Genomic DNA, 23,799 nt, shown 5'->3' on the forward strand with positions numbered 1-23,799 from the left:
ATTTACCTTTTTGGCTCTAAATAGAAACAATAATTAAACTGAAAATTATGACATTATTTATGCAACACTAGTGAATTTAACTAAACAATCATGAGTTAACCCAAGAGTATCGGAAATTCTAAGACCTGTCTTAAAAGCAATCCATGTAATTGGCTGAACATTTGGATGAAGTTCATTAATATTATTAAACAGTTTCTCCAATACAAATTCGGGAATTTAATCGACTTGGTCATATGGTTTCTTTTTTTCAGTTGGTTTGTCTTCAGGATAGATTAAAGTTGAGACACTTTTTTTAGGTGCAAAGTCATACTCGTACATTTGGCTATCCCTTAAAAATTTGGATACACAATTGAGCGCTTCTTTTTTATATTTTTCAGGATTAGCTTTTTTATGGGTGAAGTTTTTTGTATAACTATTTAAATATTCAATGTACTGTAGGATATGATTGCGAGTTAATTCTTGAAAATCATTCCAATCGGGTTCTAATGTTGTTATTAAATTTATAAATCCCGGAAAATATCGGGTATACAACTGTGCTGCTGATGTACTAAAATTATGACCACTTAAAAGTCGTTGTTTAATGTACTGTTTACATCCTTCTTTCAAGTTGGGGTTTTTTATTGAAGAAAAATGAATATAATAGTTTGCTTTTGATTCATTATAGGCGATGCCGTAATCCTTATATAAGTTCCTCATATCCCATTTATCTTTTTCCCATTCAATTCTGTCATCAAGGTATGTAATTAAAGATTTTAAAATTAAATTGAAAAAGCCTGCAGCTTGAGTTTTAGTTACATATGATAATCCGGTATCCTTGTTCGTATTTAATTTTTCAGTCCTAATTCCTTTAGATTGTAAGTAATTAATCCATTTAATATCAGTCCTAATTGGATCTAGTTCTAACAGGGAATTCACTTTAGGGTAAGCTTTATTTATAAAATCAGTAAACTTTCGTAAACAAGTCGATTGATGCCCAAATGTTGTTACTAATGCCCATTCATAGTTAAATATTTTTTTATAATAGATATACTTAAGTTCAGTTGATAGGTTACTATTCTTGAAAGAGAAGGAAAGTTTAAGACCAGCTTGTCTTTTTCCTAAGGCACGTTTATATTCATCATTGAAATTTGAAATGGAACTAAATATATCGAGATTCCAGCTAGTTTCATTTAGAAAGTATGGGTTTTCAATTTTGTTTATTATAAAGGACCCATCTTCTTTAAAGTCTTTTTGTTCATAGGAACTTAGTTCCTCAATATATTTTAAAAATTGGCTGTTTCTATTAGTAACACTTTTATTCACTAAATTAATTACTCCTCTTCTTTATTATTACCGATTTGAAAAGCCCATTTAGCTTTTTCCCATTCAGCACGAATATCTTCATCACTAGGATGCAGATAAAGGTCAATTGTTGTTTGTATTTGGGAATGCCCAAGTCTCTCCTGAACTTGTTTAATATCTTTTGTTTGTTGATAAAAGAGATTGGCATGTGTGTGTCTTAGCTGGTGAGGGTGTATATCTGTAAACAGTCACTTTTATTCTGCAGAAAACACCACCATTTTTTCAAATTCCTTCGGAAAAACAACTACACTTTACCGAGATAATGTGCTAAATTTTTTGCATATTATGGGGGTGAAGTTTTTTTATGATGATATCTTTTGATTTTGGAATCGATTTAAAAGAATATGCTGATAGAGGGAAAAATAATAGCTTTCCTCAGCTTGATTATTGTCCTAATTGTAAGTGTATATCATATGGAAATGTTCATAGAAATGGATACTATTGGAGGTTTGGTATCACTGAGGAATTAACAATCAAGATTCCGATATGCCGAATGAAGTGTTTGATTTGTAAAGTGAGTATATCTATCTTGCCAGATTTTTTTATCCCTTATTTTCAGCACACCATTAGAACCGTGTTAGACCTTATACAGGAGTTCATTCAAAAAAGGAAAAACAATAGCAGCCGCCAATTACTAAGATTCTATTTTGAGAGATACGATAGGAAACTAAATTGGGTACATAGTTTTTTCACCGATATCGGACATTCAACGGGACTATCAAGCAATCGAAAAAAAGAGGCCATAAAATATTTGAAAATGATCCGTGATTTTGGAGAATCCTCCTTCTTACGAAGGAGCTGGGGTCATTTATCAACATACTTTATGGCAAATTAATTCTACCATATTTGTGTTGATACAAAAATATTATTTGTCCCACACACCTTTTGCATCGTCAGAAAATGACAAAAAAAGTAGAATAATAACATGGATAACCGGTTGTCCTTCTACAAAGGAGGAATATTTCCATGAATGAAAAAGAACGCGAACAGATTGCTCTATTCCGTTTTGGACTCATTGCCCCTCTATTTAATGGGCAAGTGGATACCAAAACGTATCTTAATGATTTGGAAGGAAAAGTTCATTCAGTTCCTTACTATGGGGAACGGAAAATTGCAGTAAAAACAATAAAAGAATGGCTTCTTCACTATCGCAGAAATGGTTTTGAGGCATTAAAACCAAAGAACCGCGCGGACCGAGGAGATTCAAGAAGACTATCACCTGAAGATCAGGATGAAATTATTGAAACTAGAAAAAAAAATCTCCATATGCCCGTTAGTGTGTTCTACGAACAACTAATGGCGCGTGGAGAAATACAAAAAAACCAAATATCATATTCTACTATAAATCGATTACTGAAAAAAAACAATCTAATAGAGAAGAAATACTCAGCAATTCCAGAAAGAAAACGGTTCGCACATGAAAAGGTGAATGTATTATGGCAAGGAGACTTGTCTCATGGGCCATATATCAGGATTAATGGGAAAGCACAGAAGACTTTTTTGATTGCTTATATTGATGATTGTTCTCGTCTAGTTCCATTTGCGCAGTTTTTCTCAGATGAAAAGTTTGATGGATTAAGAGTCGTAACGAAAGAAGCTCTTATTCGAAGAGGAAAACCAAAAATGATTTATTCAGATAATGGAAAGATCTATCGATCTGAAACACTCCAATATGCATGTGCAAGACTTGGAGTTACTTTAGCTCACACAGCTCCGTTCGATCCAAGGGCAAAAGGTAATGTAAAGAAAATGATAATGTAAAGTTCAACCATTTTTTATAGAAAAATTGGTGTTTATGTTTCGTTAAACTTTACATTATCAAGTGTTAGTTATTTATTAAACGTCTTCAACCAAGTCAATAAACCTTCATTCTTTTCCCATACCGGTTCATCAGTTGGTGACACATCTACATAAGCTTTCTCAATTGCTTCTCTTTTTTGTTTTGAATCTGTTTTCGCGTAGATTTCTGTTACCTGTACTGAACAGTGACCTAGTATATCTCTTATATAAACAAGATTCACACCTGCTTGAAGGAGATGCATTGCCTTAGAGTGTCTCAGACAGTGGCAGGAAAATACCTCAGGTATTAAAATCTTGTTTTCCTCACGTGCTAATTTTTTATACTTGTCTACAATATAATTTATACCAGCCCTAGTCAGTTTTTCTTTTCTCTTATTAAAGAACAAAGGATATAAGTTAGCGGAATTTCGCAAAAGATTCTGCTCTTCCATGTATTTTTTTACAATCTGCATTGTTGGCTCCATTAATGGCACGATTCTAGCTTTGTTCCCTTTACCAATTAACTTTATAGTGTAGGGTTTGTCGAATCTAATCATAGATGGTGTTAAGTCAATAATTTCCTGTACCCTTGCCCCAGTGTCATACATTAGTGTTATCAATGCTAAATCGCGCCGTCCAGCTTCTGTATTAAGATTCGGCATTTCTAATAGTAGTTTAATTCCATCAAGGGTTAGATAGTTAACGGATTTCTTTTCTGTTTTTTTGACCGGAATAGAAAGGATTTTCTGCCATTCTAATAGATTATCTGGGTTCTCATATTGCAGGTATTTAAAGAATGAGTGGAGAGCAGCAAGTCGTACATTTCTAGTTGAAGTACTGCATTGTCGCTTTTCCTCTGTCCAATCTAAATAATCCACCACTATACTTTTAGTTATCTTATTTAAGGTTAACTGCTCTACAGAAATTTCCTTTTCGTCCTTTAGGAAGCGAATAAAGAGTATAAATGTATCTCTATAAGAAGCAATGGTATTTTTGCTCGCACCAATTTCACCTGGGAGAAACTTAGAGAGAAATCCTGTTAGATAATATGAAAAGTCCGTAGGTTTCATGGCAGTTTCACCTCTGGAAACAAATATGAACAAAGACTATTTACCTCCTGGATTAATTCTGGATACATATCCGAGGTTAGCCTAACATATTTATCTGTAGCTTCTAAGGATGAGTGACCAAGGTATTTAGAAAGAATAGGGAGAGAATAGTATAGATCGAGTCCCTTACGGGACGTTTCCGCTAATGAGTGTACACTGAATGTATGCCTTAAATCATGTACCCGTGGTCCCATTCCTCTACCCCCGTGGGGAATACCAGCTTCCCAAAGGATTCTACGAAACCACCTATATATAGTATTGGACGCATATTTTTTATTGTACTTCTGTGGGAAAAAGTAATCACTAGGGATTTGTTTTGATAAACAATACTTCTTGTATTGAAAACACACATTTTTTAATGAATCGGAAAGTGGAAGTACTCGATCACAGCCATTCTTTGTTTCACGTACTATAATGTAGCCTTCATCGAGATTTACATCTTCACATTTAAGGTTTAATGCTTCACTCACTCTTAATCCGCATCCATAAATCAAGCGAAAAACAACAGGGAGAATCTGCCTAATAGTTGTATCTCCTTTAATCTCAATGGTTTCACACGCATGAAAGAATGACTCTAGCTCTTCTTTTGAGAAGATAAATGGTGTAAAAGTGGTTTTATAGGATTTTAGTTGCCTCGGAATGTATGATTCGTAACCTAATTGATTCAAGTAAATAGAAAAATTTATTATAGTATTGACCCTTTTGTATCTTGTAACGTCAGATTCATTTGGACGTTTTTCTGCCCATTTAATAGCTAATTCTTTAGTCAACCCGATAGAGGTTGCTCCATTCTCAACAGTAAAATCATCGAACATCTTAAAAGTATATTGTAAGCCCCCAATCAAACAACGCATATAAACCTGCAGCTCCTCTTGGTACGATACATGTATCAATTAAAGGAGGTGCTTTTTCTTATGCCAAAACAAAAATTAACGATCGTCCCCGTTTCACTCCACGCTGAAAATAAAGATTTCGTTACACCCACTTCTCCAACTCCATCAAATAGCGTTTGCACGATCAAAACGGCAAACGTTGAAATATCCTTCTTCAACGGCGTAGATGAGCGCATCATTCAGGCCGTTATGAGGGAGTTGAAGAGCAATGAAGCATGATTATACAAGTGTGAAAAATATCTATATCATTTGTGGGAGAACCGATATGCGAAGAGGTATTGACGGATTGGCCACACTGATTCAGGATTCTTTCGAACTGGATCCGTACAGTGATTCGATTTTCTTATTTTCCGGGTGGAGTAAAGATCGCTATAAATGTTTGTACTTCGACGGTGATGGCTTTGCCATGCTTTATAAACGTTTGGATAAAGGTAAACTGCAATGGCCTAAGGACGAAAATGAAGTACGCAAACTTTCTCAGCAGGAGGTTCGATGGCTCCTTGAGGGATTATCCTTACAGCAGCCAAAGGCGATCCAACCATCATCAAAAGGTGTATTCTAAATTCAGTAAGCTACCAATTTTATCTTTATTCTACTGTTCGAGCTGGTTATAATAAAAAAGACCGAAACTGAACGAATAGTGGTGAATGATATGGCGAACGCTTCTTCTACGAATGAAAAATTAATCCAACTGCTCGAAGAGCAATTGGCTCATTCGAATCAACAAAACAAAAACTTATCAAAACAAATTGAAGCGTTAACCGAGCAAGTTCGCCATTTAACTAAGCTTTTATATGGATCAAAAACCGAACAATCGAAGTACAATACACCGGATGGGCAAGTGTCACTATTTGAAGATGATCCGTCTTTTAATGATCCTGATCCCCCAGGAGAACAAAGCCAACAGACGATTTCTTACACTGTTGTACGAAATATTCAAAAGAAAAAACGAAATGATTCATTACATGATGACATCGAAGTAGAAACAATTCACTATTATCCTGAAAACACGCTATGTGACTGTTGCCAGGGACAAATGATTGAAATTGGCAGTACAATTGTACGAGAAGAGGCAGAATTTATTCCCGCAAAAATGAAGAAAATTCAACACGTTGAACACGCTCTTGGATGTATAGACTGTAAAGGCGATACATTTCACAAGGCGCAAATAAAACGTGGTAAAGCACCACAGCCTCCTATTCAACGAAGCATCGCAAGTCCTAGCGTACTTGCCAAAGTAATATATGATAAATTTTCACAATACCTACCACTTTACCGTCAGGTAAAGGAATGGGACCGTTATGGCCTGAATACCAATGACAAGAACCTTTCCAATTGGGTCATTCGTGCATCACACGATTGGTTAATGCCTATTTACGAACGAATGAAGCGAGTGATGATGGCTAAATCTCTATTGCATGTTGACGAAACTTATAGCCAAATCATCAACCGATCTGACGGAAAATCTGGTCAAACCAATGCCTATAACTGGGTTTATCGAAGTGTTCCATGCCAAGGTCCTCCAATAACGCTCTTTCAAAGTGCTTTATCACGGGCTCGATCTGTACTTGAGAGTTTCATAGAAGGTTTTTCTGGAACAATTATTTGTGATGGTTATTCTGCCTATGACAAGTTGGAAGGTGTTTCCTTCGCAAATTGTTTTGCGCATGTTCGTCGTTATTGGTTGAAAGCTGACAGCAAAAATGGCCAAACGGGTGTAAGCTTTTGTGATGATTTATATAGACTCGAAAGGAAATTTAAACATTTGTCTCCGAGTAAGCGCAGAAAACAACGCCAAAAATACTCGAAACCAATTGTTGATAAATTCCTTGAATGGGTTGAAACGTCACCGTTCTTCGGAAAAAATGCCCTCGCGAAGGCAGCTGAATACACATTGAACAGGGCAAATGGACTCAGAGCATTCTTGAATGATGGGCGCATCGAAATCGATAATAATCCAGCCGAAAACGCCATCCGACCAAACGTTATAGGTCGAAAAAACTGGTTATTTTCGGTCAGCGAAGCTGGTGCTCGAGCGAATGCCATCTGTTTGAGTATCGCAGAAACAGCCAAAAGTAACGGTGTTGATTTCTATGAATACATAAAGAAACTATTAACGGATCTACCAAATCTCAACATCCATCAAAATCCTGAGATTTTAGATCGATATATGCCCTGGTCAAAAATGATTCAGGCAGAATGTAGAATTTATATGAAATAAGCCGTAATTCGATTAAAAAAATCGGAATTTACGGCTATTTGTAATGCGTACCGGTAGGTGCGCATTTTTTATAATTCGGGCTTACAGTATATTTGTTATCAAATGCATATCCCAAATTTCTTTTAAATGAAATATATTGTTCAATAAGTAGAGCATTAACTCCGTAGAATTCCATTTAATTCACCCCCTGATAATGAGGCGATGTTAGTGGGGGTACATCCAAAGCACATTGACGAAGTGATTCTAGATCAATTCTAAGATAGGTTTTTGTGCTCTCAGTATTGGTGTGTCCTAGAACCTCCGAGATAACTGGCAGTGGTGTTTTCTTTTCTAATAATATTCCAGCGAGGCTATGGCGCAATGCATGTGGTCCACGCTTCTTTTTATCAATGTTACTAATACCAGCTCGTTTTAAATAAAAGGAAACAATACTATGTAGGGTTGGTTCCTCAAGTTTGCCATACGGTTGTCCAGCACGAATAAATATATAGTGCAATTCCGACTTTGGCCTTCCATATTTCAGATAATCAATAATTGCATTTCCGATTTCAGCCAAGAGTGGAAGTTCTATTTTCTCCTTTGTTTTTTTCTGAATTAGACAGATAGTGTTAGTTTCCCAGTGAATATCTTCAAACTTCAGACCGCAAATGTCAGATGCACGTAATCCTAGCCTAGCTGCTAATAATATCATCGCTATATCTCTTTTTCCCTTTGGACTGCTTCTGTCCACTGATTCTAGTAAGCTTTTAACCTCATCTTTTGAATAAGTGGTAGGAAGGTGAGTTTCCTTTTTATAGCTACTTTTAGGTACCAAATAACTTAAATCGTAAGCAGTGAATCGATTATCAGATAAAAACCTTAAAAAGTTTCTTAAAGAAGAAAGAGTACAGTGAATTGTGGCCTTAGAATAGAATCCTAGACTACCAATAAAACCTAGAACGTGTTTTTTGTCTAATTTTGATAGGGATAGAATTTTGTTTGAGTTAAGATAGACTAAAAATCTGAAAAGATAAATTTTATTACTATCTAATGTGTCCACTGACAGCCCTTGTGATTTTCTAAAATCTAAAAAATCCACAATAAAATCTCCGATTTCTCCTTCAAAATCGTAAGATTTTTTAATTGACCTAAATTTTATAACTCCAGTGGTCTGATACTCCGTAAGTACGCTGATACAACGAATATTGTCTTTTTCTCGTCTGTTAAGTTCTGAAAAAGATTTTTTGCCTAACACACTACTAATAAAAGAGTCACCAACTGTTGCATCATAGTACTCCATACCATTTTCTTGCATGAATTGCTCTATTACTGCCCAGCCACATTGATAAAATTTAATCCTTGCATTAGAGTATGAAAGATCTTTCAAGAAATCCTGCACTTGGGCTGTAAGCTCATGAAGTGATTGCTGTTTTTTATTCACCAATTTAAAAAACCTCCCTATATTTTATTAGGCTTCTGCCTATATAAAATATAGGATGATAATGTAAAGTAAAACAATAAGAAGCGTTGCTATATAAGCACTTTATTACTTTACTTTACATTATCATTTTCTTTACATTACCTTTTTAATGAAAAGCTTTACATAATAAAGGTAAGATTGAAAGGCTCTTTAAGACCATTCAAACAAGGTTTTATCCACTTTTACAAACTGACCCTGTTCACTCATTGGAAGAGTTAAATGAACGGTTTTGGCGGTGGTTAGAGGAAGATTATCATCGTCGAGTTCACTCATCTCTAGAAGGAAAAACGCCTCATGAAGTCTTTCACTCCCAGTTTCATGAAGTGTCATTTTTAGAGGATACTGCTATTCTTGAAACAATCTTCTTAAAACGGGAACACCGGAAGGTGAAACCAGATGGAACGATTACATTAAACAAGCAGCTTTATGAAGTACCTCCAAGATTTATCGGGCAGCCTGTGGATGTCAGGTTTGATGAACAAGGCGTTTTTATTTTTGAAAATGATCAAAAGGTGGCGGAAGCGATACCAGTTTCTTTCAAAGTCAACGCCCAGGCGAAACGAGTTCAATCCCCGTTTTTATTAAGCGGATCGACCGAACTGAAAGAAGGTGAAGAAAATGTATAAATCCTTCTATTCCTTAGCCCAATCACCATTTTCAAAAGAAATACGTCCTTCAGATGCGTTCCCCTCTACTGACTATAAGGGGGCATTAAGCGCATTAAAATACTTAGAAAAATCTAAAGGTATCGGTCTTCTTTTAGGTGAACCTGGTGCAGGAAAAACATTTACCTTACGGTCATTTAAAGATTCCCTAAGCCCTTCATTATATCAAGTAATCTATTTTCCCCTTTCAACCGGAGGAGTAATGGATTTTTATCGCGGTTTAGCTTATGGATTAGGAGAAGAACCAAAATTCCGGAAAGTAGACCTCTTCCGGCAAATTCAACGAGGAATTGAGCGAATTGTAGAAGAACGAAGAATTACACCTGTTTTTATACTAGATGAAATGCACATGGCAAAGGATGCATTTTTACAGGATATAGCGTTATTATTTAACTTTCAGATGGACTCTACAAATCCGTTTATTTTAGTGTTATCCGGTTTACCTCATTTGAAGACTCGATTAGCCTTAAATCATCATCGACCACTTACTCAGAGAATCATCATGAAATATGAGATTCAACCACTAACAAAAGATGATGTATCTAATTATATCGATCACCATATGAAAATAGCTGGGGCAAAAATGCCAATATTTACGGAGGCGGCAAAAGAAGCGATAACCTTAAGGTCACAGGGATATCCAAGAGTAATTAATACTTTAACCATTAACAGTCTATTGTTTGGTTCTCAACTTAATAAAGAACAGATTGATGAGGAAATCGTAAGATTAGCCATTGAGGATAGTAGACTATGATGAAAAGAGGAATATTGGTCTTCAATCATAGCGATCAAGAATGGAGAGTTTGGATTGGGCAGTCTTCCTATTGGATTGACCAAGGTTATCATTTTGAAATACGAATCAACAATCAATACCTAAGAGCGTGTCTAGAGAAAGATCTAGATTGGTTCGTCACTTTGAATAACGACGTAATGTTTATCCTTCATAGCCAAGAAATATATAAGATTCGAATAAAAATCCAAGAATATTTTCGAGTTGATCCCCCTTTTTAGGGGTTTTTGTTTTAATGTTTTAGCCGGAATAATATGAACAAGAATTGGAACTTTCCGGAATAAAGTGAAAAAAAGAGCACATTATTTCAGATTTTTCGCCGAGTTAGAGTGAAAAACAGCGTCTGGAATAATGTGCTCGTTTACAGTATATCAATCCCAGTTTTCTTTTTTAATCTCCTAAACAAAGAACCCACATCTTGATAGCTAAGGGGTTGTCCAACGTTTTTTCCGGTAATCTTCACAAAAACAAAATTGGTTTTTGCATTCATTTCATCTACAACTTCATACAAATAATCATCATATAAATCCATTAATTCTTGAGAGACATAAATAGTCCGTTCACCTGATTTTAACTTAGCTCCATTTACAAGTTCTCCTCTGTCTGTTAAGCAGATCCTATGACCGTTTTTATGATCAAATTTAAAATCCTCTAGGTACAGGGAAAGAGCCTCGCCAATTCTAAAACCAGTTTCAAATAATAGTTTAATTAGCAGTCTATCTCGAATATTAATAGTAGATTGGTATATTGTGTCAACTTGCTCTTTTGTTAATAATTTTATTTTCTGTTTAGGCACCTTTAACTTTAAAATATTTTTCTTATTATCTTTACCTTTATTAACATGGTAAAGAAAGTCTTTATACTTCGACCCTCCCTCTATAAATGTTGATCTATCAACGGTTTACCCCGTTGGTGGGGTGTCAAAAAAATATTTTTCGACACGTTCCCTAACAATATTTTTATATTATGTTAATCTATCCCAACACATGGGTACGCTACGCGGTCACTACTGGATAATAGTGGTAAGTAGTGTTGGAGAATTATGTGATGCACAATGGATCTCTGCGTAGCTTATGATGACGTACCCTCCCATGTCTCTGGGCATCAATGTGCCTACATTCCTTCGTTCGGTCTAGTCATAAGGCAGAGGCTAGCGAAGCTCCTATAGGGACTCAAGGTCGAATGGAAAAAATATTGCCAGCTTCTCCGTGTCATCCTGTTGTCTAGGTCTGTTAAGGGGATGTAGAACTTTACATAGCCTCTGCGAGACTAGGAATATCCTTCATCATTCGCTGAGCGTCAAACGCTTTGTGCTTTGTACATATTCCATGTAACACTTTTAATAGTTTTCCGCATAGTACCACGATAGATTGCTTCTTGCGTAACGGATTATCCTTACGGCTTGTGTAATACTCATGTAGTTTTCTAAAGGCTTCATTATGGCGAATCATCGGCATCATTACCCGGAAAAGGAGGGCGCGAAGCCTTCTTCTGCCTCTTTTGGAAATGCGTTTTTGTCCTTTATGCTGCCCAGAGGAATTTTCACGTAATGTTAGTCCCGCAAGTTTAATGATTTGGCGTGGATCTCTATAGTGTGAAAAGCTACCGATTTCAGCTAATAAATCGACAATTGTGATATCTCCAAGTGCTTGAACCGTTGAGAGCCATTCGTACTCTACGGATGTTTGTGTAAGTTCAACTAAGTGCTGTGTAATACTTTCAATATCTTGTTCCAACTGGTGGTAACGGCGAACGAGTGTGGCGATTTCAATACGGGCCATCTCACGTCCCTCTGTTACTCCTATGGAGTTAGCAGCGACTTCAATGAGACGCATTGCTTTCGGTCTCTGGGGGGATTTGAGTCCCTCAACCTGACGATAAAGAGTTAAAACTTCATCGGGTTGTTTCTGATGAAGATCACTTGGAAATGGGGTACATTCAAGTACAGCCATAGCCATTTTTCCGAATGACGGAAACACCTGGGTAAACTCAGGAAAATAGCGATCTAACCAGCGAATCATCATATTTTTGACAGCTCCAAGTTCCTCTGTCAACTTACTTCTAAAGGTTGCGCCCACACGGAGTTCGGCTTCCATGTCTTTCAATATACGTGGATAACTGAAGCGTCCATCTTTTATAAGACGAGCGATTACTAGCGCATCTTTACGATCATGTTTGGTTGGTAGATTGTCGTCTAACTCTTTTGATCGCTTGACGTGCATAGGGTTGGCCATAACTAGGGGGATGCCTCGTTCTTCTAGAAAATAGGCTAAATTGAGCCAGTAATGGCCAGTAGGTTCAATCCCGACGATAACTTCCGTTTTCTCTTGTTCTTTCATTTCACTTAGAACACATTGATAGAAAAGCTCAAACCCATCTCGAGATTGAGAAACAGAGAATGACTTTCGGAGCACCCGTCCACGATCATCCACAAAGCATGCGTAATGTGTACGTTTGGCAATGTCGATTCCAACAACAAGTGTTTTTTCGGTGACTTGATTTATCTTCTGGTTTTGTTTAAAATTCATATGGAGTCCTCCTTGGTTTACTAAGTTAGGGGTCATTTCGGTACACGATTTGACACCCCGTATCATACCAAGAGGGCTCTTTTTTGTTCAAGTCCCCGAAAATCCTTCTAACAGGAATGCTCCTATAGTAAAACTACTCTTTTTTATTTTTTCCGATATGTCCGTATGTAATAGTTCAGTTCTATATAGGTAATCGTAGAAATTTGTTACGACGGTAAGTATTAGGTTTATTGTTTTGGCAGTTTTATTTGAGGGACTTTCACTTATTGGAGTCACCTTAATAGAATGATAAGGATTTTTTAGCCAAATTATGAAATCACTTAACAGATTAATCGATATTTCTGGTATACAAAGAGACGACTCTTTTAGAAATGTAAAATAGTGCTTTAATGCATAACAATAAGTCTTTTGTGTGTTTATACTCCTACCTATAGAATCCAAATATTTTAAATATCTAACTGCCTCAACTACTGGCAATCCTTCCTCGTCTAAAAGAATGTATCTTTTTTTATTATTATCAAGTAATACCTCTTGTACCCTCATTTTCTCATCACATCCCTCTAATAAATTATACATATTAAACTATTAATAACTAGTATTGTTTATCTCTTTAATATGTACAAAAATAACAGAATGAAATGACATTCTGTACTTATTAGCCTACTAATATTGTAGTATATTTAATTTAAACTCTGTAGTGTAGTTTGTATAGCTTGATTGTAAACCTTCTTCTCCGTGAAGTTCGTATAGGCGTAGCCAATATTGAAATTGTGCTTTTATAACACCTTTTTCTTTTGCATATTCGCTTTGAGAAGTTTCTTCTTCCTTGTAGCCTAATAGAATTTCTAATTTATCTTTGAATGAATATTTAGTCATACAAAAACTGCACCTCCAATTGTTAGTGGTGTCTAACAATTGGGGTGCAGTTCAGAAAGGTAGCCTTTACTTATGGTTTATACGGTTAGTTCAATAAGATTCCCTTCAGGGTCTTTTATAACACTTTCATAATAACCATCACCCGTTAAACGAGGCCCATCTACGAGCACATACCCATCTTCTTGAAGTTTTCCCGTAAGTTCATTGACCTTTTCTCTACTGCCAAGAGAAAAAGCGACATGTGCCCAACCAATTCTGTCAGCACGATCTTCTTTATCCACACCTATTTTGCGCATTATCTCTAAACGCGCTCCACTTTCGTATTGGATAAAATAAGATTCAAAGCCTTTTTTCACATTATGATACTTTTCATTTGATTTTCCGTTAAAGTATCTTTCATAAAAAGCTTTCATCTTTTCTAAATCTTTTACCCAAATGGCTATATGCTCAATTTTCATATCTCTCTACTCCTCCCTCTTGGGTCATATGGCAGGTGATTCAGTATTTCTTTTCAATAAGGTCTTCCTTTCGACCATGATTCTATTTAACCTTTCAGAAGCCAAAAACATTCCAAAAGCAAAGAGTACGATCACATAGGGGAATATTCCAATCGTTGTTTGAGCAGCCACCAATCCTAGTAATGGTGGTAAAAAGGTACTTCCCGTATAGGCAAGCGCCATTTGATAACCCATGATCGTCTGTGAATGTTCTTTTCCAAAGCGTGTTGGAGTTTCATGTAACATACAAGGGAAAATGGGTGCCAAACCTAAACCAATTAATATTAAACCTACCAGAGAAAAGATTGAAGGTAGAGGTAATAGCAAAAGGATCGTACCAGCAAGCGCTGTAAGCTGGCCTGAGCGAATTAACGTTTTGTTATGCACCTTTAGCGTAATAAAGCCGGTCAAGAACCTGCCTATCGTAATGCCTCCATAATACAAAGAAACCCACTGAGCCGCTACACCAACTGACAAATCCTTTACGTTTACCAAATAACTACTTCCCCAAAGACCTATTCCCGCTTCAGCACCACAATAAAATAAAAATGTAGCCATGGCTAACTTTACTCCCTTAATTCTAATAGGCTTTTCATTTTTGGTAGTATGGCTGATAGAAGCATCTATTTCTGTGTTAAGTTTGTTGGTCGATTTACTAGCTACCTTTTCCCATAACGGCAAGGTTAAGAAAAGAATGACGACTAATCCAAACTGAAGACCAGCAATGGCAAAATATCCACTTCTCCACGATTGATCTCCTGTCAGAAATGAAGACATAATAATTGGTCCAAGTGTAGCGCCTACTCCCCAAAAGCAGTGAAGCCAACTCATGTGGTGTGCCTTATAGTGGGCAGCCACATAATTGTTTAAAGCAGCATCCACGCAACCTGCTCCTAATCCAAGTGGGATGGCACAAAAAAACAACCATATGATTGATGGTGCAAAATTAAATCCAAGTATGGCTACAGCCGTCAAGAGACAGCTAATAAAAGTCACCTTACCAGTACCGAACCTATTAAGAACTTTCCCTGTAAATAGACTCGAAACAATCGTGGCACCTGCAATCGTCATAAATAACCAGCCAGCCATTTCCATTGGTGCTCCATATTCTGATCGCATTAATGGCCATGTAACCCCTAATAAAGAATCTGGTAAACCTAAGCTGATAAAAGCCAAATAAATGATCACTAAGAAAAATGTTGCCATTAGAAGTTCTCCTCTCATGTCTGTTTATATATTTGTTTTTGTGATCATGAGCTCTAGCCCTAAATTCTGTAATCCTAACAAATAGTCTTGTTTCCAATTACTTTCGGTTAGTTCAGGAAGATGCTCACACGGAACATAGATCGAACTTTGTTTTTTAATCTTTTCAAGAACCTTTTCATTCACTTCACCATGACAAAAAATAACCATATGAGGGTTTATTATTGCAACAAATGTAGCTACTAACCTACTTACCGCATCCAATGAATGATCATCAAGAAATGCCGATCGATTTTCCAAGGCTTGAAAGAAGTTTTGTTTTTCGTACTGAGGAACAAAGGATACCTCACCTGAGAAAAAGGAACGTCCACGCACTACATCTCCATTAATTAAAACACCAGCCCCTGGACCATTATGGCCAAAATACAAGTATACGAGAGACTGATTGTCCGTATGCCCGAGCGATTTAAAGTAGCCAAGTACGGCTGCATTCATATCGTTTTCCACTACAACAGGGATAGAAAAAAGATTTTCATAATATCCTTTTAAATCAAAATTCTGCAAATGGTCATAATCAGGTATGTAAAATATACGACCATTATCGACCGACCCAGGTACGCCAATCGCAATGGAAGATATTCCTGGATACTCCGCAATGATGTCCTGTATACGCTTTGTTAACAGACTTAAATCGTTATTCTTTAATACGCTTGACGTGTTCCCTTGCTTCTTTACCTCACCCAAACAATTAAAAACGGTATAGTGAGTTTCATTACTTTCTAAAAATATTGCCAAGCCCAACATATACTCTGGATTGTATGAATAGCGTTTAGCCCTTCTTCCTCCACTCGAATCATCAAGGCCAACCACCAACAGTTCTCCATCCTTTTCCATTTGCGTGAGAAACTTGCTAATCGTAGGAAAACTAATTCCTAATTTATTACTTAATTCAACTTTTGTTGCACTCCCTAGTTCAAGTAATCCCGTTCGAATTCCCTTTAAGATGACATTTTTCATTGATTTCGGAGTTGCAATTAAATCACTCATCACTTCACCACCGTTTCAAGACACTTATTAAACATCTTTAATAAGTTACAAAAATACAATAGCACACTAAAAACGTGCACACAATAACAAATTTTTTTTAAAATCAAAAAGAGTCAACCAGTTAAGGCTGACTCTTTTACATATTTATGCCATTTAGGCAACAAACGCAGAACCAACAATAATTAACAAGATGAATAGTACAACGATTAACGCAAAACTATTGTTATACATTCATAAACACCTCCCTAAAGCGTTACCATACTATCCTATGATGACAGAAAGAAATCGGAAGGGCGAATGCCTACTCATCAATACTGGAAAATATTCCCTATCCTTAATCCTCCAGAATGGCTTTTATCTTTTTCAAATCCTTTATATTTGCTTTCTTCATCATCGTGGACATAAAAGGAGAGAAAAGTTTAGAGAAGCCAGTGGGAATTCCCCTATTTCGAAGAGTCATACGAGTAACATCCCTTTCAATTTCCTCCCATGTATAGATAGTCTCCATTGGAAACGGACCAGAAGAAGTCTTCATGACTAACTTCTTCCCTGGTTGGAATTCAGTAATCTCGTATACATAAGCAAGTTCTCGTCCAAGAAAATTTGCTTTAAATGCAATTTGAGATCCTTTCTGTATCGTTTTTTCAGTTTTCCATTCGGCCGACTGTATATTACATACCATTCTAGAGCATTTTCCGGATTGGATGCATACGTTGTTACTTTTTCTAACGGACGATTTATGATGATTTCAGTAAACACGTCTACCATGATTATGTTCCTCCAGTTGAGATTGGATCAGCTATTGTTCTTCAACATATTTTTTTAATAACGTGCCAAGAAGATGCTTCCATCCATGAGTATGTGATTCCTCCCATTCTTCTTCAAGAATGCCTGAAGCTGTATGAGATAATTGAAGGGTTGTAACGCCTTCTTTTTCAATCAATCGATAGGTATATGCACTATTAACAGCCCCACGCATGCCTAAATGACCATGTAGTCGAATTTCCTCTGGAGCATTTACATAATACACATTTCCCCATACTGCTCCATCATTTTCGCCCCATTTTTCAATAAATTGTCCTCCTGGTACAGGGTCAAAAGAAAAGGTTGACGGCACACCTTTTGGAGCTAACCGAAATTCCCACCAGTCTTCTGCCTTCTCGGTTAACGCTTTAAAAACCTTTTCCCGTGGTGCGTTTATGACTACTTCTTGCTCAATACGGAACACTCGTGCTTGTTTTGATTGATCCATTTCTAGTTCTCCTCCTGTTTGTTCAGCTACTGATTTTAAATTCAGTAGTGATTGGGCATCCTTCTTCATATATTTCCCAACCCATCTTTTGTTCATTTCCTCTAATGGAATGACATTTAGATAATTAAACCTGTACTTCCCTTCTCGTCGAACAATTACTAAGTTGCCTTCTTGCAAGGCTGATAAATGCTTCATTATTGCATATCTTGATACTTCGGGGAAAAAATCATTTAGTTCTCCCGTCGTTTGGGGCGATTGTTTCAATATATCAAGAATGCGTCTTCGGATCGGGTGGCCCAGTGCTTTAAAAAGAGCCGAAGGTTCATCCTCCATCATAATGATCCTTTCCAGATTCGTTTTAAACATATCATGTTACCTTATGGTCACTTATTATATGTGACTAAATGGTAACATATTAATTATTAAAAAGGAAGAGCTTAATATCAAATCAGCTAATCCTTTATTATTCCTATAAAGTCGTACCCATTTTGATCTTCCATGTCTTATTAAAGATATTTCCATAAATAGCTCTCCTACTGAAGAAGCAATGTAAATAAAATTCAAACTGCCCACCCCGCTCTAAAACCAATAAAGGCACAAAAACGTAAATCACTTTCCAATCATATAATTAAATTTATGAATTACAATGTCTCAAACAGAAAGTAAAATAGGATTGCCAGTGCAACCCCCTAATCGTTTATCTGGACCTATTTCATGTTTAAAAAAGGAACTAAAATGAGAAGTAAACATGCACAAAAAACTAATACATTCGTAACTTTTTTGGGAAGCTTTTCTCTCCCCTTCCCATTATACCATCCACTAAACTGCCATCTATTCCGATATAAAACAAAAAAGAGAATAAAAATGGAAAGAAAAAGCATCCACTCTTTATTAGCTAAATTTATTTCTAGATACTCATGAATAAGTGTAAATAGCGTCCAAAATAAGCTCCCTAGAAAACCGAACAATAATACGATTCGCACCAGTTCTAATAGGATCCTCATAAAATATCTCAGACTTAAAGTTCAACCTTACTAAAATGCTCTACTGTAGGAAACGGGTCATAAAAACGGTGTAATAATAGTTTCCACTCCTGGTACTCTGCTGACCCACGAAATCCAATTGTGTGGTCCTCTAGTGTGTCCCATTTCACAAGTAATAAATACTTGCCCTTTACTTCTAAGCAGCGCTGTAACTCATGTGAAAGATAGCCTCTCATACTCGAAATAATCCCGGATGCTTGTCGAAATGCCTCCTCGTATTCCTCTTCAAGACCCTCTCTTACCTGAAGCATTACCGCTTCTAATATCATAAAAAACTTCCCCTTTCTTTTCTTACAAGTTTCTTGATAGTCGAATCATATCTCTACAATGGATACCATTTTCGTAGATTTCCTCGGGGTAGTGCTTATTAAAAAAGTCGATGTCTACTCCCACAATCCGAAAGCCACATTTTTGATAAAGAGCCAGCTGTCCAATGCTGGAATTACCGGTACCAATTTCTATTCGTTGAAATCCTCGATCCTTCGCTATCTGAATGGCGTGCAAAATAAGCTTTTTACCGAGCCCTTTTCCTTGTTTACTCTCTAAAACGGACAGATTTACTAGTTCAACGGTTTCAGGTCTAGTAGGGAGTATTACGTACACGCCAACGATTATTTTGGAATCTTCTGCTATATAGCAATCCCCCCTATTGATATACTCTTCTACTATTTTTGGAGAAGGATCAGCTTGAAGTAACAAATCGAATGGCACTGATTCCCCCGTATTAAGCTTTCGTATTTTCATATATATTTCTCACCTGCTGTCGTGATACTTTCCATTATACACCATAATTTTATTTTAAAATGGTCTGTTCTTTCCTGACCTGATTTTATCTCTTTTATTTTAATTTGATTCAATTTTATTTCCTCTTCTCCTATGATACTGACACTTGGAAAACGTTCTTTGTTTGCTTTTTCCATCAACTTCCCAAGTTTCTTTTTTCCTAATTCCATTTCTACGTTATAACCCCTTTCCCTAAGCTGCTCCGCCACTTTTAATGACTCTATTTCAGAGTTAATTGGAATAATATAATAATCGATACTAGATTCCTCCTGGTTCATCTTCTTGATTGCGCTAATCGCTGTATAGATTACATCCAACCCAAATGAAATTCCTACGGTTGAAAACTTCTGATCTGTTCCAAGCAATCCACCAATTGCGTTATTGTAAATGCTGATTTAGTTCCCCCAACTCACTAATTTCTGGAAATCACAGACTCTAAATGCTGATTTAGTTCCCCCAACTCACTAATTTCTGGATATCCAAGGAGCTAAACCCTTCAATAGCTCCGCCCTAAATAATAAAAAAGATGAGGACCTCTTTGGTCTTCATCTTCTTACATTATAAGTTCTCGAAAAATACTCGAATAACGTCTGCTCCACCAATAACTGTTCCAAGTGTACTTCCAAGATTTGATAATACAACAATTAATAAGATTCGGCTAACTTTGTTTTTCCAGAATCCTTTTACACTAAACACGTCTTCAGACAACGTTTCAAAATCCTTAACACTTGGGCGTCTGACATAAGCTTGGGCAAGTCCGGCAAACCAGCCTGCTGCCAGAACTGGGTTTAAGGAAGTAATCGGTGCTGCCAAAAAGGCTGTTAAAACCGTCAATGGATGACCGAGTGCAATTGCTGCTCCTAATGCGGATAATCCACCGTGCCACAAAATCCAGCTGAATGTTTGGGATAACCCTGCTTGCGGGTTTGCAATAAACGTATACGCAATGATTGCTAAGATCATTACTGGAATACTCCAGCCAATGATTTTTGGCCATTTTGATTTAGGGGGAACAGAGGTTAGCTTTGCTAAGTCCTGTTCTTTTTTAATTTCTTCCTTGATACCTGGTACATGTGCTGCTCCAAGTACGGCAACAATTTTTTCTCCAGGAGCCTCTTTTATTTTTTGTGCAAGATATTGGTCTCGTTCGTCAATCAGAGGTTTCTTTAATCGCGGAAAGGTTTCCGTAAATTCATTAAGGATCGCTTGAAGCGTATCCTGACTTTTCATTTTTTCCAATTCTTCTTCCGTAATACTTTCCTTGCTAAAAATACCTGCGATCACTTGGCTTAAAAGAAGCGCTTTTCCTTTAAGGCCAATGCCACCCCAAATTCTAGCAAAGGTAATTTGAATATTCCGATCGGCGAGTACAAGTGTTGCGCCCGATTCCTTCGCTGATTCAATTCCTTGTATCATTTCCTGCCCTGCTTTAATGCCAAACTGATTGGCCATTCGATTTTGAAAGGAAGAAATCGCCAAATTCATCAGTAATAAGGAGGCTTTCTTTTCCTTAATCACTTGAATTATATCCATTTCCTTCCACTTGTTACCTTCCGTAATCGATTGGTATCTTTGCTTATCCAACTCTACACACACAGCATCAGGTTTCTCAGCTTCAATAACCTCTTTCACCTGCTCAGCACTATGCTTCGACACATGGGCAGTCCCAATAAGTATGTATTCTTTTCCATCTAGATGAATCCTTGTTATGTTATCTTCTACCATAGATACCTTCCTTTAAAAACCATCACATGATTTGTCTACTAACCTAATAATGATGTCTATATTTTTTGTCCATTATATCATGAACGCATCATCAATTGCGCCTTTTACCTTAGCTATCTTTATCAATAATGCCATCAAAATGAATCGTTTGCTTTCGACGAATCCCTAGGTTTTTATATTCAATTACCATTTTAGCAATGTCTTCGTCCCAATTGTTATCTTTCAGTTGCACCTTTAATACAATCTCTAGTTTTTCATTTGTTACTTTATAATTTTCGACTGGACGAAGCCGTTCCACAACTCCCTCTTCAGTGGCATCAACTTCGTAAAACATGGAACCAAAATCCTCATCTATAATGAATGGGATGATTTCTATTTGATCTTTCTCTTCTTTTATATCCGTACCATCTTCTTTAAGAAAAAGAATATCTTTTATCACTGGTTTTCCTATCCCGTTCCAATCCAAGGAATAGCCTAAGTAAATGGGTGTTTTTTGTTCGAAGAATATTTCATTATCTTTCGTTACCCAAGAATGGCTCCACTTTACAAATTCACCATTTTTAATGTAATAGGTGAACACTGAAAAAATAGATAAGATAAAGATACCAAAGACAAATAAAAACAAGTTCTTATGAGTTTTCACCCTAGCCCTCCTTTTTAATAATCTTGCTTAAAATCATTTACGAAGAGGCTTAGAAAAAGTTTCGATAACTTTATTAATTACCCCCATCTTCTTTATGTTTTTCCCCAAGGGTAAAACACTTGGATAAAAGATACATATTCCATGTTATAATACAATTTGCATTTATTATTTTTGAGGTGCTATTCAATGAATGAAAAGGAACCGCATTATGTCACACTTTCAAAGCTGAAGTGTAAAGAAATTGGGATGAAGCCAAATGAGATCGTTCGTCCCAGAGTAACTTTATCCAAATTAGATGTTCAAAAAAGACAAGAAGCGTATAGAGAAATACTGTCAGTTGTTCGTTTCTTTTCCGAAAAACTGATTCTTACTTTACAAGAAACTCCTATTTTTATAGCTATTTCAGATGCAGAAGGTTACCTATTAGACCTCGCAGGTGACGACCTCATTAAGTCTACTATTGATCAATTTGGTATTCACTTGGGAAGTTTATTTAGACAAGAAGATACAGGAACGAATGTAGTTAGTCTGGCATTAGAACACAAGCATCCCGTTCAGTTAGTAGGAAAGGACCATTACCACACCTTTCTTCATGAAATGGCTTGCTATGGCGCACCTTTTCATTACAAAGATGAGGATAATCTATTAGGTAGTGTAAATATAATGGTCCCTGTTGCTTTTCACAATCCTTTATTTTTGCCAATGCTTAACCAATTAGTCGATTCTATTGAGAGAGAATTGCTTTTAAGAAAACAAAATCGTAAGCTTAATATCTTTAATCAAGTATTGCTAAATGGAGCCAGAAACGGAATCATTATTACAAATGCAAATGGGATCATTTTAGAATTTACTGATTTTGTTAAGGAAATCTTTCAACATTCTTTTACAAGTATTAATGAACTTCCTATAATAGGAAACTATTTTAAAAAGGTTCTTACTTTGCATGAAATTTATGATAGTAAAGAAGTCATTTTTCAAAGTACTATTGGAGACCAAATTATTTGTCTTTTCGATGCACAACCGATTTATGAGGGTGACAAGGTTATCGGAGCGTACGGACAACTACGTGACATGACCGATCGCTTTTTTATGGAGGAAAAGATAAAGACGGCAGAAAAACAAGTATTAGCGGGGCGTATCGCGGCTGGTATCGCGGCTGGTATCGCGCATGAAATAAGGAATCCTCTAACAACTGTACGTGGGTACCTCCAATTCCTTGAAAAAGAGGTGGGGAGTGATACCGGTCAATTATTTTCGAATCTACTCATTCCGGAAATTGATCGTGCGAATAAAATTATTACAGATTTTCTAAGTATTGCAAAGCCTTCCGAAAAAGCGTTTGAACGCATGCAAATAAAGCATTTCTTTACAGACTATTTATGGAATTTCCTTAAAAGTGAAGCTTTGCTGCACAACGTAAATCTGGATTTTCATATACCATCACATACGGAGAATCTATTTATCTTATGCAATCGTGAAGAGTTGCTTCAGGTATTTATTAATCTATTTCAAAATTCTTTACAGGCAGAAAGTGATATTCCACTAGAAGTAAGAATCTGTACTAATGTAGAAGATGAGTATATTCAAATAAAGTTCAGTGATAATGGAAAAGGGATTCCTAGCTCCATTCTGACAAATATTTTCGAGCCATTTTTTTCAACGAAGGATATGGGGACCGGTTTGGGCCTATCGGTTTCACTGAAAATTATTGAAAATCACAATGGTCATATGACTGCCAAAAGCATGGAAAATTCAGGGACCACATTTGTAATAGAACTCCCCATTCATAAAAAGCCATAATAAAACAGCAGCTCCACGACTAACGGAAGCTGCTGTTCATTTTACATTTTACACTCTACCAGTCCCTAATTGCATCATCCTTGCTCTACCACCATTGCAATTCCTTGTCCCCCACCAATACTATCTTATTTCTTGCACAGCATAG

25 protein-coding genes and 4 pseudogenes are annotated in these 23,799 nt (G+C 36.5%); 9 read left to right on the plus strand and 20 right to left on the minus strand.

All coding sequences use genetic code 11. The features are described from left to right. Positions 1-216: 216 nt before the first annotated feature. Positions 217-1,302, minus strand: coding sequence for a hypothetical protein (locus MKX65_RS13195; RefSeq protein ID WP_340903950.1), 1,086 nt, complete (start codon positions 1,300-1,302; stop codon positions 217-219). An 8-nt stretch (positions 1,303-1,310) separates the two neighbouring features. Further along, a pseudogene (locus tag MKX65_RS13200) lies at positions 1,311-1,520 on the minus strand (tyrosine-type recombinase/integrase); the annotation flags it as partial. A gap of 125 nt (positions 1,521-1,645) precedes the next feature. On the opposite strand from MKX65_RS13200, the gene MKX65_RS13205 reads away from it, so the two are divergent. After that, positions 1,646-2,176, plus strand: a complete 531-nt coding sequence (locus MKX65_RS13205) for a hypothetical protein (protein ID WP_340903952.1) — start codon at positions 1,646-1,648, stop codon at positions 2,174-2,176. Between the two features lie 131 nt (positions 2,177-2,307). After that, a pseudogene (locus tag MKX65_RS13210) lies at positions 2,308-3,090 on the plus strand (DDE-type integrase/transposase/recombinase); the annotation flags it as partial. A gap of 80 nt (positions 3,091-3,170) precedes the next feature. On the opposite strand, the gene MKX65_RS13215 reads toward MKX65_RS13210, so the two are convergent. Both MKX65_RS13215 and MKX65_RS13220 read right to left on the minus strand, forming a co-directional pair. Next, positions 3,171-4,190 carry a site-specific integrase gene (locus MKX65_RS13215; protein WP_340903953.1) on the minus strand — a complete coding sequence of 340 codons (1,020 nt, stop codon included), beginning with the start codon at positions 4,188-4,190 and terminating at the stop codon, positions 3,171-3,173. Then, positions 4,187-5,083 carry a tyrosine-type recombinase/integrase gene (locus MKX65_RS13220; protein ID WP_340903955.1) on the minus strand — a complete coding sequence of 299 codons (897 nt, stop codon included), beginning with the start codon at positions 5,081-5,083 and terminating at the stop codon, positions 4,187-4,189. The genes MKX65_RS13215 and MKX65_RS13220 overlap by 4 nt, the downstream gene beginning before the upstream one ends. Positions 5,084-5,143: 60 nt before the next feature. Between MKX65_RS13220 and MKX65_RS13225 the strand changes: the two genes are divergently transcribed. The 3 genes from MKX65_RS13225 to tnpC all read left to right on the plus strand — a co-directional run bounded on the left by MKX65_RS13225 (position 5,144) and on the right by tnpC (position 7,343). Next, complete coding sequence (locus tag MKX65_RS13225; RefSeq protein ID WP_340903957.1) at positions 5,144-5,341, plus strand: hypothetical protein; 198 nt, start codon at positions 5,144-5,146, stop codon at positions 5,339-5,341. After that, entirely contained in the window at positions 5,331-5,684 is a 354-nt protein-coding gene (gene tnpB / locus MKX65_RS13230) for an IS66 family insertion sequence element accessory protein TnpB (RefSeq protein WP_340903959.1), read from the plus strand. The genes MKX65_RS13225 and tnpB overlap by 11 nt, the downstream gene beginning before the upstream one ends. A 90-nt stretch (positions 5,685-5,774) precedes the next feature. Beyond that, positions 5,775-7,343 (plus strand): IS66 family transposase, encoded by a 1,569-nt coding sequence (gene tnpC, locus MKX65_RS13235; RefSeq protein WP_340903960.1) that lies wholly within the window; start codon positions 5,775-5,777, stop codon positions 7,341-7,343. A gap of 175 nt (positions 7,344-7,518) precedes the next feature. Here tnpC and MKX65_RS13240 read toward each other — a convergent pair whose 3' ends face one another. Continuing rightward, on the minus strand, positions 7,519-8,763 hold the full coding sequence (locus MKX65_RS13240) for a site-specific integrase (protein ID WP_340906251.1): 1,245 nt from the start codon (positions 8,761-8,763) through the stop codon (positions 7,519-7,521). 164 nt (positions 8,764-8,927) lie between these two features. Between MKX65_RS13240 and MKX65_RS13245 the strand changes: the two are divergent. The 3 genes and pseudogenes from MKX65_RS13245 to MKX65_RS27110 form a co-directional block, all read left to right on the plus strand. Continuing rightward, positions 8,928-9,428: pseudogene (locus MKX65_RS13245) on the plus strand (Mu transposase C-terminal domain-containing protein); the annotation flags it as partial. Next, a complete protein-coding gene (locus MKX65_RS13250) occupies positions 9,421-10,221 on the plus strand; it encodes an ExeA family protein (RefSeq protein WP_340903961.1) in 801 nt (266 codons plus the stop codon). The pseudogene MKX65_RS13245 and the gene MKX65_RS13250, both read left to right, overlap by 8 nt. Then, positions 10,221-10,478, plus strand: coding sequence for a DUF5348 domain-containing protein (locus tag MKX65_RS27110; protein ID WP_445677951.1), 258 nt, complete (start codon positions 10,221-10,223; stop codon positions 10,476-10,478). The genes MKX65_RS13250 and MKX65_RS27110 overlap by 1 nt, the downstream gene beginning before the upstream one ends. Before the next feature lie 146 nt (positions 10,479-10,624). On the opposite strand, the pseudogene MKX65_RS13255 reads toward MKX65_RS27110, so the two are convergent. The 15 genes and pseudogenes from MKX65_RS13255 to MKX65_RS13320 form a co-directional block, all read right to left on the minus strand. Further along, positions 10,625-11,125: pseudogene (locus MKX65_RS13255) on the minus strand (tyrosine-type recombinase/integrase); the annotation flags it as partial. Positions 11,126-11,507: 382 nt separating this feature from the next. Beyond that, entirely contained in the window at positions 11,508-12,785 is a 1,278-nt protein-coding gene (locus MKX65_RS13260) for an IS110 family transposase (protein ID WP_340903327.1), read from the minus strand. An 87-nt stretch (positions 12,786-12,872) separates the two neighbouring features. Continuing rightward, entirely contained in the window at positions 12,873-13,361 is a 489-nt protein-coding gene (locus MKX65_RS27115) for a site-specific integrase (protein ID WP_445677917.1), read from the minus strand. A gap of 87 nt (positions 13,362-13,448) precedes the next feature. Further along, positions 13,449-13,661, minus strand: coding sequence for a helix-turn-helix domain-containing protein (locus MKX65_RS13265; protein ID WP_340903962.1), 213 nt, complete (start codon positions 13,659-13,661; stop codon positions 13,449-13,451). Positions 13,662-13,738: 77 nt separating this feature from the next. After that, positions 13,739-14,119, minus strand: a complete 381-nt coding sequence (locus MKX65_RS13270) for a VOC family protein (RefSeq protein ID WP_340903964.1) — start codon at positions 14,117-14,119, stop codon at positions 13,739-13,741. Positions 14,120-14,143: 24 nt separating this feature from the next. Beyond that, positions 14,144-15,364 (minus strand): MFS transporter, encoded by a 1,221-nt coding sequence (locus tag MKX65_RS13275; RefSeq protein ID WP_340903966.1) that lies wholly within the window; start codon positions 15,362-15,364, stop codon positions 14,144-14,146. Between the two features lie 24 nt (positions 15,365-15,388). Beyond that, the gene (locus tag MKX65_RS13280) at positions 15,389-16,408 is read right to left on the minus strand and encodes an ROK family transcriptional regulator (RefSeq protein WP_340903968.1); all 1,020 of its coding nucleotides are present in this window, start codon (positions 16,406-16,408) and stop codon (positions 15,389-15,391) included. Positions 16,409-16,561: 153 nt separating this feature from the next. Further along, positions 16,562-16,639: a YjcZ family sporulation protein gene (locus MKX65_RS13285; protein ID WP_160546877.1), complete on the minus strand. Its 78-nt coding sequence runs from the start codon at positions 16,637-16,639 to the stop codon at positions 16,562-16,564. Positions 16,640-16,742: 103 nt separating this feature from the next. Beyond that, positions 16,743-17,090, minus strand: coding sequence for an ATPase (locus MKX65_RS13290; protein ID WP_340903969.1), 348 nt, complete (start codon positions 17,088-17,090; stop codon positions 16,743-16,745). A 117-nt stretch (positions 17,091-17,207) separates the two neighbouring features. After that, positions 17,208-18,026, minus strand: coding sequence for an SRPBCC domain-containing protein (locus MKX65_RS13295; protein ID WP_340903970.1), 819 nt, complete (start codon positions 18,024-18,026; stop codon positions 17,208-17,210). A gap of 652 nt (positions 18,027-18,678) precedes the next feature. Then, positions 18,679-18,972: an antibiotic biosynthesis monooxygenase family protein gene (locus MKX65_RS13300; RefSeq protein ID WP_160546850.1), complete on the minus strand. Its 294-nt coding sequence runs from the start codon at positions 18,970-18,972 to the stop codon at positions 18,679-18,681. Positions 18,973-18,994: 22 nt separating this feature from the next. After that, positions 18,995-19,447 carry a GNAT family N-acetyltransferase gene (locus MKX65_RS13305; RefSeq protein ID WP_340903972.1) on the minus strand — a complete coding sequence of 151 codons (453 nt, stop codon included), beginning with the start codon at positions 19,445-19,447 and terminating at the stop codon, positions 18,995-18,997. Next, entirely contained in the window at positions 19,444-19,851 is a 408-nt protein-coding gene (locus tag MKX65_RS13310; RefSeq protein WP_340903974.1) for a His/Gly/Thr/Pro-type tRNA ligase C-terminal domain-containing protein, read from the minus strand. The genes MKX65_RS13305 and MKX65_RS13310 overlap by 4 nt, the downstream gene beginning before the upstream one ends. A 193-nt stretch (positions 19,852-20,044) precedes the next feature. Next, on the minus strand, positions 20,045-21,211 hold the full coding sequence (locus MKX65_RS13315; protein WP_340903975.1) for a TraB/GumN family protein: 1,167 nt from the start codon (positions 21,209-21,211) through the stop codon (positions 20,045-20,047). A 109-nt stretch (positions 21,212-21,320) separates the two neighbouring features. After that, entirely contained in the window at positions 21,321-21,854 is a 534-nt protein-coding gene (locus MKX65_RS13320) for a hypothetical protein (protein ID WP_340903976.1), read from the minus strand. Positions 21,855-22,040: 186 nt separating this feature from the next. Between MKX65_RS13320 and MKX65_RS13325 the strand changes: the two genes are divergently transcribed. Beyond that, positions 22,041-23,654 carry an ATP-binding protein gene (locus MKX65_RS13325; RefSeq protein ID WP_340903977.1) on the plus strand — a complete coding sequence of 538 codons (1,614 nt, stop codon included), beginning with the start codon at positions 22,041-22,043 and terminating at the stop codon, positions 23,652-23,654. Positions 23,655-23,799: the final 145 nt, after the last annotated feature.

The sequence above is a fragment of the Robertmurraya sp. FSL R5-0851 genome (assembly GCF_038002965.1).
GTDB lineage: Bacteria > Bacillota > Bacilli > Bacillales > Cytobacillaceae > Robertmurraya_A > Robertmurraya_A beringensis.

Coding starts and splice junctions, on each gene's coding strand:
- MKX65_RS13325 (WP_340903977.1), top strand. CDS start 22,041: ATGAATGAAAAGGAACCGCATTATGTCACACTTTCAAAGCTGAAGTGT.
- MKX65_RS13260 (WP_340903327.1), bottom strand. CDS start 12,785: ATGAATTTTAAACAAAACCAGAAGATAAATCAAGTCACCGAAAAAACA.
- tnpC (WP_340903960.1), top strand. CDS start 5,775: ATGGCGAACGCTTCTTCTACGAATGAAAAATTAATCCAACTGCTCGAA.
- MKX65_RS13215 (WP_340903953.1), bottom strand. CDS start 4,190: ATGAAACCTACGGACTTTTCATATTATCTAACAGGATTTCTCTCTAAG.
- MKX65_RS13295 (WP_340903970.1), bottom strand. CDS start 18,026: ATGTTTAAAACGAATCTGGAAAGGATCATTATGATGGAGGATGAACCT.
- MKX65_RS13220 (WP_340903955.1), bottom strand. CDS start 5,083: ATGCGTTGTTTGATTGGGGGCTTACAATATACTTTTAAGATGTTCGAT.
- MKX65_RS13285 (WP_160546877.1), bottom strand. CDS start 16,639: ATGTATAACAATAGTTTTGCGTTAATCGTTGTACTATTCATCTTGTTA.
- MKX65_RS13305 (WP_340903972.1), bottom strand. CDS start 19,447: ATGAAAATACGAAAGCTTAATACGGGGGAATCAGTGCCATTCGATTTG.
- MKX65_RS27110 (WP_445677951.1), top strand. CDS start 10,221: ATGAAAAGAGGAATATTGGTCTTCAATCATAGCGATCAAGAATGGAGA.
- MKX65_RS13315 (WP_340903975.1), bottom strand. CDS start 21,211: ATGGTAGAAGATAACATAACAAGGATTCATCTAGATGGAAAAGAATAC.
- tnpB (WP_340903959.1), top strand. CDS start 5,331: ATGAAGCATGATTATACAAGTGTGAAAAATATCTATATCATTTGTGGG.
- MKX65_RS13205 (WP_340903952.1), top strand. CDS start 1,646: ATGATGATATCTTTTGATTTTGGAATCGATTTAAAAGAATATGCTGAT.
- MKX65_RS13250 (WP_340903961.1), top strand. CDS start 9,421: ATGTATAAATCCTTCTATTCCTTAGCCCAATCACCATTTTCAAAAGAA.
- MKX65_RS13280 (WP_340903968.1), bottom strand. CDS start 16,408: ATGAGTGATTTAATTGCAACTCCGAAATCAATGAAAAATGTCATCTTA.
- MKX65_RS13300 (WP_160546850.1), bottom strand. CDS start 18,972: ATGATATTAGAAGCGGTAATGCTTCAGGTAAGAGAGGGTCTTGAAGAG.
- MKX65_RS13270 (WP_340903964.1), bottom strand. CDS start 14,119: ATGAAAATTGAGCATATAGCCATTTGGGTAAAAGATTTAGAAAAGATG.
- MKX65_RS13225 (WP_340903957.1), top strand. CDS start 5,144: ATGCCAAAACAAAAATTAACGATCGTCCCCGTTTCACTCCACGCTGAA.
- MKX65_RS13275 (WP_340903966.1), bottom strand. CDS start 15,364: ATGGCAACATTTTTCTTAGTGATCATTTATTTGGCTTTTATCAGCTTA.
- MKX65_RS27115 (WP_445677917.1), bottom strand. CDS start 13,361: ATGTATAATTTATTAGAGGGATGTGATGAGAAAATGAGGGTACAAGAG.
- MKX65_RS13265 (WP_340903962.1), bottom strand. CDS start 13,661: ATGACTAAATATTCATTCAAAGATAAATTAGAAATTCTATTAGGCTAC.
- MKX65_RS13290 (WP_340903969.1), bottom strand. CDS start 17,090: ATGGTATGTAATATACAGTCGGCCGAATGGAAAACTGAAAAAACGATA.